Source organism: Kitasatospora sp. NPDC002965, from assembly GCF_040611255.1.
Classification (GTDB): Bacteria; Actinomycetota; Actinomycetes; order Streptomycetales; family Streptomycetaceae; genus Kitasatospora.
In genome coordinates, this window is sequence record NZ_JBEXNT010000072.1 from 37,981 (window position 1) to 47,802 (window position 9,822).

Annotated in this window: 7 protein-coding genes and 1 pseudogene; 3 read left to right on the top strand and 5 right to left on the bottom strand. The window is 69.8% G+C overall.

Annotation, left to right across the window (positions count from 1 at the left end):
• Positions 1-110 precede the first annotated feature (110 nt).
• The 3 genes from ABZY91_RS25400 (at position 111) to ABZY91_RS25410 (ending at position 3,642) form a co-directional block, all read left to right on the top strand.
• Positions 111-1,709, top strand: a complete 1,599-nt coding sequence (locus tag ABZY91_RS25400) for a Mu transposase C-terminal domain-containing protein (RefSeq protein WP_355405377.1) — start codon at positions 111-113, stop codon at positions 1,707-1,709.
• Entirely contained in the window at positions 1,706-2,479 is a 774-nt protein-coding gene (locus ABZY91_RS25405; RefSeq protein ID WP_355405378.1) for an ATP-binding protein, read from the top strand. The genes ABZY91_RS25400 and ABZY91_RS25405 overlap by 4 nt, the downstream gene beginning before the upstream one ends.
• A gap of 116 nt (positions 2,480-2,595) precedes the next feature.
• Positions 2,596-3,642, top strand: coding sequence for a hypothetical protein (locus ABZY91_RS25410; RefSeq protein WP_355405379.1), 1,047 nt, complete (start codon positions 2,596-2,598; stop codon positions 3,640-3,642).
• A 189-nt stretch (positions 3,643-3,831) separates the two neighbouring features.
• Here the strand turns inward: ABZY91_RS25410 and ABZY91_RS25415 are convergent, their stop codons facing one another.
• The 5 genes and pseudogenes from ABZY91_RS25415 to ABZY91_RS25435 all read right to left on the bottom strand — a co-directional run.
• Complete coding sequence (locus ABZY91_RS25415; RefSeq protein WP_355405380.1) at positions 3,832-6,972, bottom strand: hypothetical protein; 3,141 nt, start codon at positions 6,970-6,972, stop codon at positions 3,832-3,834.
• Entirely contained in the window at positions 6,969-7,511 is a 543-nt protein-coding gene (locus tag ABZY91_RS25420; RefSeq protein ID WP_355405381.1) for a hypothetical protein, read from the bottom strand. Before ABZY91_RS25420 ends, ABZY91_RS25415 begins: the two co-directional genes overlap by 4 nt.
• The gene (locus ABZY91_RS25425) at positions 7,508-8,209 is read right to left on the bottom strand and encodes a hypothetical protein (RefSeq protein ID WP_355405382.1); all 702 of its coding nucleotides are present in this window, start codon (positions 8,207-8,209) and stop codon (positions 7,508-7,510) included. The genes ABZY91_RS25420 and ABZY91_RS25425 overlap by 4 nt, the downstream gene beginning before the upstream one ends.
• On the bottom strand, positions 8,202-9,476 hold the full coding sequence (locus ABZY91_RS25430) for a hypothetical protein (RefSeq protein WP_355405383.1): 1,275 nt from the start codon (positions 9,474-9,476) through the stop codon (positions 8,202-8,204). The genes ABZY91_RS25425 and ABZY91_RS25430 overlap by 8 nt, the downstream gene beginning before the upstream one ends.
• Positions 9,473-9,822 (bottom strand): annotated as a pseudogene (locus ABZY91_RS25435) (hypothetical protein); the annotation flags it as partial. The gene ABZY91_RS25430 and the pseudogene ABZY91_RS25435, both read right to left, overlap by 4 nt.

Below are 9,822 nucleotides of genomic sequence, written 5' to 3' on the forward strand. Positions count from 1 at the left end.
TGCGGCCCGCAGGGCGCGACGCACCCAGCGCTGCCGAAAACCGTGCACGTCCAGCGCGCTGCCGAGACCTGCCACCCCCACTCGTCGATACCAAGGAAGGGCCCAACCGCGTGAGCTACTCCCCCGGTGACGCCTCTGGCGTCAGCAGACCTGTTTTCACTCGCAGCGCGGGCCGCCCCGCCTCGGTGCCGCGCCTGCTCGCGCTCGACGCCTGCGGCGAACTGACCACCGCCCACGTGCGGCTGGCCGCCGAAGCCCTGGGGTGCTCCGAGCGGACGGTGTGGCGGTGGCTGGCCCAGGCGCGGGCTTCCGGCCGCACCGAGCCGGCGGCGCGAGGGCGGTTCGCCGTCACTCCTGAGATCCGACGGCTGCTGGTGCTGTGGGGCGGAAACGCCTCCGCCGTGCACCGCGAGCTCGACCAGCGGGCCTTGGCCGACCCCAAGCTTCCTGCGGCCCCGTCCCTGGCAACACTCCACCGGGCGCTGAGACGGGATCTGACCCCCGGGTACCGGGCCGGGCTCGCCCGCGGGGAGAGCGCCCGGCGGGCCTTCGACGTGTTCGGCAAACGACCGGCCGAGCACCGCAACGCCGCCTGGGAAGGCGACCACAAGTGCGTGCCCGTGCGGGTGTGGGTGGAGGACGAGCTCGCCCAGCCCTGGGTGACCTGGTTCATCGACTGCGCCACCAAGGTCGTTCAGGGCGTGGCCATCACCCCGCATGCGGCGAGCAGGGACGCGGTGCTGGCAGCCCTGCGCACGTCCCTGGACCGCTCGGAGCCCTTCGGCCCCGCGGGCGGCCTGCCGGGCCTGGTGCGGGTGGACCGCGGGAAGGAATTCCTCTGCCACACCACGACATCGGCGCTCGGCGCGTTCGCCGTCCCCGTCGTCGACCTGCCCGCCTACACCCCGCACCTCAAGGGCACCATCGAAGCGCTCAACGACGCCGTGGAGGAGATGTTCTTCGTCTCCCTCCCGCACTACGTCCACCAGCAGACCCTGCCCGGCAAACGCAATGTCGACCCGCACGCCCCGGCACTCACCTTCGAGGCATTCGTGGAACTGCTGCTCAAGTGGGTCCACTGGTGGAACACCGAACACAAGCCCAAGGCCCTCTCCGGCCGCACCCCCATGCAGGCATGGCTCGCGGACCCCACTCCGCTGTACGACGTCCCCGCCGGCCGGATGGCGCACTTCGGGCTCGAGGACGACGGCCGCACCCGGGTCATCACGACCCACGGCGTGCAGTGGCGCAGCCGCCACTACATCGCCCCGTGGATGGTGGGCGAGGCCGGGCGCAAGGTGACGCTCCGCCACCTTCCCCATCACGACGCCACGATCGAGGTCTTCGACGTCCACGGCGAGCACCTGGGCGCCGCGCACTTGGCCGAGGCCGCCAGCCCCGAGCAGGTGCGCGCGCTGCGCAACGCCCGCACTGCCAAGGCACGCCAGCTCCGCGCGGACCTGAAAGCGGCGGCGCGGCTGCGCCGCGACCGTTTCAAGGCCGTCACCGTCGCGGGTCCGCCCCAGCGCCTGGGGGCGCTGACCGCGGCCGAAGCCGACGCGGAGCTGGCCGGCACGGCCACCCTGGACCTGCGCCGGCGGGCAAACCCCTCCTATGTCCCGCACCGGACTGTTCCCGAAGGCTGGGCGCGCCCGCTGCCACCCGGCGGCGCCCCAGTCCCGCCGACCGATCATGAGGAGACGCGGTGATCGACAGTGTGAGCTGCGGCAGGCTCCCGGCCGAGGCCGACGACCACATCCACCGCCTTGATGCACACCTGGTCGCCACCGACGCCCTCATGACCACGCTGGACAACATCGAGGCCACCATCGAGGCGAAAGCCATGATGTGCGCGTTCGGGCCGGCCGGCCACGGCAAAACGATGTCCGTGAACTCTGCGCTGCGCCAACTCGCCCCGGACACCACCGTCCGTCTGGAGCTGCGCTCGGGGCCGACTGTGCGCGACATCCGCTACGGCCTGTTCCAGGTCCTCGGGCTGCCCGGAGAGCCCCCGGGCAGGCCGATCGAGTTCGACACGCTCCTCAAGGAGACCCTCTCCGAGAGGTTCCGGGTGCTGGTCTGCGACGAGGCGCAGTGGATGGGCCGCAGTTCCTTCGAGTACTGGCGGCACCTGTGGGACGACCGGCACACCGACATCGCGGTGATCTTCGCCGGCGGCGACAACTGCTACAAGGTCCTCAAGCGGGAGCCGATGCTCGCGTCACGGATCTACATCTGGCAGAAGTTCAAGCGCATGCCCGAGGACGAGGTCGCGGGCACTCTCCCGCTGTTCCACGAGGTGTGGTCGGGGGTGCGCCCGGAGATGATCCGCGACATCGACCGCGCCGCAGCACACGGCAACTTCCGCAACTGGGCGACCGTCACCAAGCACCTGCAGCACGGCATGAAGAAGATGAACCTGACCGAGATCAACGACGACCTCGTGAACTGGGTCTACAGCAGGATCGGCGGCATGTAGCCACCGCTGCCGGTCGCGGCGGCACCGTGCGAGGCCGCCGCGACCGGCTACTCCCCGGGGGAACGGCCGGGCACGACGCCCGGGTCCGCCTCGAGACGACAAGGCGGAAGGCGACGATGGCCGTGGGAATCGGCGACGTGATCCTCGTGGTCGACGAACGCGACGACGTCTCCCACACACGAACGGCCCTCCAGGCACACTGCCCCGCCGAAGGGCGCATCACCGTGCAGCCCACCCCTGCCAGCGGCGCCCCCGCCACCCTCGCCCACGACGTCCTCTATGCCCTCGGCAAGCGACTGGCCCCGGGGCCGGACTCCCCCGACGTGTGGATGGACTCGCTGGACACCGCGTGGCTGGCAGCCGCGGCATGGAGCGCCACGATCGGTGTGAGGGATGCCGTGGTCATCCGCGCGCACCTGCTCACCGCCCGCCGCCTGGACCAGTTGCTTACCTGGCAGGACAAGGCCGGGCTCCGGCTGACACTGCTGTGGCAGGCCAGCCCTCGGCGCATCCCACTCCGGCTGAACCGCATTGAGCGCCCTGCAGACGGTCTGGGCCACCTCACCGCGCTGCTCGCAGAACCGGCCTCGCTCCCCTCGCACCCGCACCCGCACCCGCACCTGTACCCGCCCCGATCAGCCCCCACTGCGGCCGCGGAGACCGACGCCTCCGTGCCAGACCCGGACGGGCAGCACCCACACCCGCGATCCAGCAGACCCCCCAGCACGCCGCGCGTCCGCGCCCACTGCCCCGGGGCCACCGCCGCCGCCCAACGGGTCCGGCCCACAGCCGCGTTCGGCGTCTCACCCGAGACCGCGGCCGCCCTGGCCGTCCTCGCCCACCCCCTCCTCGCCGGCGCCCTCACCGTCCTCGCACTCACCCGCAGCACCGCGGTCGGACTGCGGTCCGTACGCGACATCGACATCAACGGCGACATCTCCGCGGTCAGGACCCACGGCCCAGGACACCGCCAGTGCAGCCTGCACACTGTGCCAACATGGGCACGTCCGCTGCTCGCCGGCGCCCGCACCCACCACCGTCTCACCGGCGGCCACGTCGAGGACAGCCTGTTCGATCCGGTGATGGCCGCCGAGGCGCGGCACCTACGCGCACACGCCCAGAGGCTTCTCGAACAGGCCAGGGCTTCACCGGAGCGGGCATGACGGCCTGTCGTGGGCGCGGCCCCTTTCAGGGGCACCCTGCTGCTTCACCGGCTCCAGGCCCGTGCTGCGTTCCTCGCCTTCGGCTCCGTGTCGTAGTCCCGTCTCAGATACCTGAACGTCAAGGATGGCGCCAGAGAAGTCGTCGGACCCCAGGAAGGTTGTGAGGGGTTCCTGGGGGCGATAAGTCGATCAGTGCTCACTCGTTGTCTCATCAGGCCGCAGGAGTTTTTCTGCAGTCAGTTCCACACGCCTGGCATCGCCGTCGTACCCGAACATGCGTGTGGGCAGGTTGAGGTATTCGGATTTCGAGGGGTAGTGGAAGTAGAGGATTTCGCCCCAGACTCCAGCGACGTCTTTCATGATCGTGTCCTGGCAGGTGCCGAGGACGGTGATGCCGTGTTCGGCGGCGACGGTGCTGATCGCTGCAAGGACTTCCCTACGGTGTTCCTGGCCGAGGGAGTCGCCGAGTTCGTCGAGGATGAGAACGCGTCCTTGTGCGTGCGGAGCGGCGAGGAGCGCGGCGAGGACGAGGTTGATGGAGAAGAGCTTCTCTTGGGCGGTGTTGGTCGCGGTGTTGTAGGGCAAGAGCGGTCCGCCCGGGTTACGGCGCCAGCGGGGGGTGACGGAGCAGCGCCAGCCGTGGTTGTCGTCGGAGGGTGGGGCGATCTGGTGGAGCAGGTCGGCGCCGAAGCCTCCGGCCTTGTGGTCCAGGCGGTCGAGTGCGGTGGTGATGTTGTCGAGGGCGCTTTCGACCCGCTGGATGATGACGGTCTGGGTGTTGCGAAGGTCTTCGGTCAATGTGTCGATGCGGGTGGTGATGAAGTGGTGCTCCCCCTGGCGCTTTCGGCGGACGTTCTCGACTTCCGTCTGCGCTGATGCGTCGGTGGCCTCGTTGTGTGCGAGCCAGTCGGTCAGGGCTCGCAGGGTCGCGGTGGTCCGGGTCTCGGGGTCGGCACTGTCCATTTGTGCGGCGCGGGCGAGTGCGTCGGTGGGGTAGCCCTGCGTGCGGGCCTCCAGTTGGAGGAGGCTGCGGCAGGCGTCAGTGGTGCTGGTGGCGTCCGCGCGCAACTGGTCTGCGGTACGGCGCTCGGTGGGGGAGCCGTCGAGGGTGGATGCTGGCGGTGGCGGGGCGGTTTCGAGGAGTTCTCCGGGGTCTTCGGGCAGCCAGTCGGCGGGCCAGCCGAGGAGGGTGCGGGCAGCATCCTGGTCTCCGCCGAATGCAGTGGCGGCCTCGGTGAGGGGCTCCTCGCTCGCTGCGGTGGTGAGCGCGGTGCGGCGGGCGGTGAGGTCGGTGATGAGCTGTTCGGCCCGGGTGATCTCGCGGTTGAGCTGGCCGAGGCGGTCCGTGCGGCTGCTCAGTGCCGCTTTCGCATCGGTCCAGGCTGTGTTCGCCTGCTCGGATTGGGTTTGCTGTACGGGCAGGGTCAGGCGCAGGGCGGCAAGTTTTCCGGTGGCCTCGGTGTGCTGGTGGTCTGCTGCGGGGAGCGCCTCGGCGGCCTGAGCGAATTCGAGTTGCTTGTGGGCGAGGGCGATCCGGGTGTCGAGCTTGCGAAGTTGGTCCTGGTGGGCCTGGACACTGTTGCGGGCTGTTTCTTTGCGGGCGTGCCAGTGTGCGGACAGGGCTTCGCGTCCGACAACGGGGGTGGGGAACGCGCCGGTGATGTGGACACCGAGGCCGGTCATCGTGGCGTGCGGGGGTTGCGGGGTCCAGGTGCTCTGTTCGGCGAGAGCCTGGAGGAAGCCGTGGGCAGCGTCGGGGGCCGATCGGATGCCGGGCGGCAGGCTCGTGGGGTCGCCTTCCCTGGTGGTAACGGTCTGGGGGGAGGAGATGAGGACGGCGCCAGGGGTGTCTGTCAGTGCTGCGAGGGCTGCGGCGAGGACGGGGCCCGGCACGCACACGGCCTCGCGCCAGGGGTGCAGGGCGGCTTCCCAGATATCGCGCTGCCTATCGTCGAGTTCGATCCGGTCGTGAAGCCCTTGGGCCCGGATGCCGGCGGCTCGCAGGACGGCGAGGATCCGGCCTGCGAATCCGGCCTGGCCGCGCTCGGCCTCGCGCAGTTGTTCCTCGCAGTGCTTCTCGTCCTGCTTGGCTATACGGCGGCGCGCGTCCGTGTCGGCGCGTGCTTCGGTGAGGTCGTTGAGCCGGTCGGCTACGACTGCGGATGACTCGCCTGTGTGCTGGGCGGCCGAAGCTTTCAGTTCGTTGAGCTGCCTCTTCGCCTCCTTCAGCTCCTCTACCGCCTTCGCTTCTTCGATGCCGGCTTTGAGCAGTGCCTTGTGAAGGAGGCGGGCCTGCTTCTCTGCTTGTTCTGCGGCTTGCTCCAGCGCTTTGGTGTCGCTGTAGCGGCGCTGGTCGTCCTTCAGGGTGCGGCAGGCGGTGTTGGCGCTGTTCAGTTGCTGTTCGAGGTGCGGGAGCAGGGTGCAGGCGCTGTGGGTGAGAGCTACCCTGTCGAGAACGGTTCTGGCGAATGCGGCACGGCGGTCTGTTTCGGCGCTTCGGGTCTTGTTGCGGAGGTCGGTGCGGATGGCGACGGCACGCAGAATCTCTTCCTCGCGGGTGAGGTCCTTCTCGTGTTTTGCGAGCGCTTCGGCGAACTCGCGCTGTTTCTGCGCGAGGTCCTGGCGTTGTTGCCGGTCGTGTTCCAGAAGGCCCGATCTGCCGGACAGGGCGATCAGGGCCTCTCCGATGCGGTCGGGGGTGTACGCGGCCGCTTCGAGTTTGAGCAGGGACGGCCGGGAACGGACCTGGCCTCGGGAGGCGACGTAGGCCAGGACTTTCGGGGCGCGGCCGTAGAGGCGGTGGGCGTATTCGCTGGATCCGAGCGGATCACCTCCCAATTTCTTGTAGAACTCGGGTGCTGCCTTGTGTCGTTCTTCGTCGGTGCCTTCGGTGAGCAGGTGGATGCCGGGCCGGTGGCGGACTTGGACGTGGGGTTTGTCGTTGCTGATCTGCAGCCAGACCGTGTGGGGCCGCTCGCCCCGCGGGTCGGTGAACATGCCGACGATGTAGCCGCGTTCGGCGGCACCCGCGAGGTGGGCTGAGGCTCCTGCGATGACGGGTTCGAAGAGCAGGCTGGTGGCGTTGGCGGTTCCGTTGCCGGTGATCTGCCACTCGGGGTCGCCCAGGAGCAGGGCGGTGGCGGCCAGGAAGCTGGTCTTCCCGGACTCGTTGGAGTCTTTGGGGCCTCGGCCGGTGACGGCAACGAAGGTGCCGGGGATCAGCGCGACCGGGTCGCTGGTGAGCCGGGCGATGCCGAAGGTCTGTACTGCGGCGAGCGGGCGGGATCCGATGATCCCGGTGGTGGTGCCGAAGTTGGTGTCGGACTTCACTGGCTCTCCCCCGGTATCAGGGTGTCGTCATGGTGAGTGGCTCGGCGTTCGGTGATCGCCCTGGCCAGGTGGCCGCCGGGGCGTCCGGCGAGGATCAAGTCCTCCCACAGGGCGGCCGCGCGGGCTGGGCTGAGGCGTTGCAGGGCGGGACCGGGAACGTACTGGCCCTGTCCGCCGGCGGTGTCCACCATTCCGGTGCCCCGCAGGGTGCGCAGTGCCTTGTCGATCTCGGTCCGGGACAGCGCCCGGTTGCGTGCCAGTTCGTTCGCTGTGACCGGATGGGCGGTGGTGTTCCAGTGCGGGTGGGTGTGGCGGCCGCGGGCGCGGGGCAGCGCGACGGTGTGGATGAGCACCAGGGCGAGGACGGCGCGTTCGGTCGGCGGGAGGGTACCGATTCCGGCGGTGGCGAGGGCATCGGCGACCCGGTCGGGGTAGCCGGTGGTCCAGCTGCCGCTGGGGGTGTGGAGCAGGTTGCGGCCTGTTCCTTGCAGGATCTGTTCGATCCTGGCCTTGGTGTGCGGGTCGGCGAGGGCTGTCACGTACCGCGGCGGCAGTGGTCCGCGGGCGGCTTCCAGGGCTGTGACCGTGCTGCGCGCGATCTGGTCGGTCCCTGTCCCTGGTGCCGGGTCGGTGTCCACCGGGCCCAGGTCCAGTGGAGCATGGGGGCATCGGAGGCTTGTGTCGGCGGTGGTGGTGCGTCAGGGGGAACCTCTGGCAGGCGGTGGTGGCCCCTGCGGAGCGCGGCGACGACCGGGTCGGGCAGGGTCGCCGCTGCGGGGCCGAGGTGCAGGAGTCGGCCTGCGCGCACGATCAGGGCGTGCTCGGGCAGGACACGCTCCAGGGCGGAGGTTACCCGCTTCGGGTCGGCTCCCAGGTTGCTGCAGGCTTCTTCTATCCGGGCCGCGGAGAACGGGAGCCCGGGGTAGAGCGGTACGGAGGGGTCGGGCCAGGCCGCTTTGACGCACAGTGCCCACACCAGGGTCACGACGGGCGGCAGGGCTGGCGGGAGCTGGTCGGCCAGGTGCTCGTCGTTGGGCGCGGAACCGGTCGGCCAGCCGAGGCGCAGCGTCGGCAGGGTACCGGCGGGGCCGCGCAGCTCCAGCAGGGTCCGTCCTGCCTGGGCGGCGGCCTGGGCAGCTCGGGCGGTGACGGTGGTGTCGCGTGGCGGGGCTACCTGTCCTGTGGCACGAATGGCGGCGAGCAGGAGCGCGGCTCGGAAATCGGTTCCGTCAGTCATCGGTGTCCACCGTGGGGGTGTCGAGGCCGAAGGTGATCTGATGGAGGTAGGTGACGTTCGCCTGCGGGTCGATGCGGACGGGGATGGCGATGTCGATGCGGTGGGGCAGATCGGGGTCGCGGTCGATATCGATGAGATCGACCAACAGCCGGGCTGCGGCCGGCCATCCCCGTTCTTCCAGGGCCGCGGTGATGTCTGCGTGTTCGCGTCCGTCGAGCAGGTCCTCGGCCAGGACGGTCCGCCGGATCGTTTCGATGCCGTCCGCTTCGTCCAGGCCGGCGAAGGGGTCTGGCGTTTGTCCCGGCTCTGTCGCGGGTGGGGCTGGGCGGCTCCGGTGGGGGCGTGCGGGGGCGTAGGAGGCGACGATGTCGACCACTGTCTGGCCGTCCGTCCATGGTGGTGGCGCATCCGCGATCAGGTGTTCGCCGAAGTGCGCGAGTTGTGCGGTTCCTGCGGTCCGTGCGGTGTGCAGGTACTCGGCTGCGGTCAGGACGTCCAGGTTCAGACTGCCGCCCCCGTGTTCGAGGATCTTCCCGATCGCCGCAAGAAGTTCCTGGTGGTGGAACTGTGCCGCCTCGATCAATTCGGTGGCGGCGTCCTCCAGGAGGAGGTGTCCGGAGAAGTGGCGGGTGACCAGTTCGTTCAGTGCCTTCACTTGGCGCATGAAGTCGGTGTGATCGTGGCGGCGCTGGGCGAGGATCAGTTCTGCGGGGGTGGCGGTGGCGACCTGCCGTTGGAGGTCGAGGGCGAATACCGTCAGCCCGTGCCGGCAGGTGCGCAGTTCCTGCAGGACGGTGCCGGGGTCGAGGTCCTTTCCTTTCTCCAGGAGTTCGCGGGTGCGGTCCAGCAGGGCGATGAGTTCGTCGACGCCGCCGTGCAGGGCCAGCCGTTCGGCCGCGATCGCCCCGGCCAGTCCGGCCGGGCGCATCACGTAGCGGTCCTGGTGGGCTTTGAGGACGTAGGGCTCCAGAAATCTCATGTCGATCAGCAGGCCGAGACGGTTGTCGACCACGGTGGTCGGCCAGCCGCGCCCCGATGGGCCGAGCAGTTCCGCGAGCCGGGCGCGGGTGAGGCCGCTCAGGGCGGCGTGTTCGGCGAACACCGCCACCACGTCTGCGGCCAGCCGCACCAGTTCCGGGTCCTTGACGACGGCTTCGCGGTGGGCTGCCAGTGGGGCCATGAACGCACGCCAGTTCGTCAGCCGCTCGGCCGGGGCCAGCAGGTCCTCTTGCCCGGCGTCGTCCCAGGACAGTTGGACGGCGCTCACAGCGACGCCCCTGCACCGGTGGTGGCCTCGTGCAGGAGTGGTTCGAGAAGTGCGGGCAGTTGCGGGAGCGCGTCGGTGTACATGGTCTCCTGTTCCCGGGATTCGCCACTGTGGCTGATCGCGAGTGCCAGGTCACGCAAGTCCGGGGCGACCCGTTCGGCGAGCTCTACGGCCAGCTTCCGATCCCGGGCCTTGTCCTTCTCCGGGTTGTCGCGTTTGCGGTAGGGTCCTTGGCGCCAGTGCGCGGCTTCCATGGCGACCGCGTGCACGGGTGTGCCAAGCCTACGGGCGAGGTTGTCGACGATCGCGATGCCGTCGGCGTCCAGGTCGCACCAGGCGGCGATGG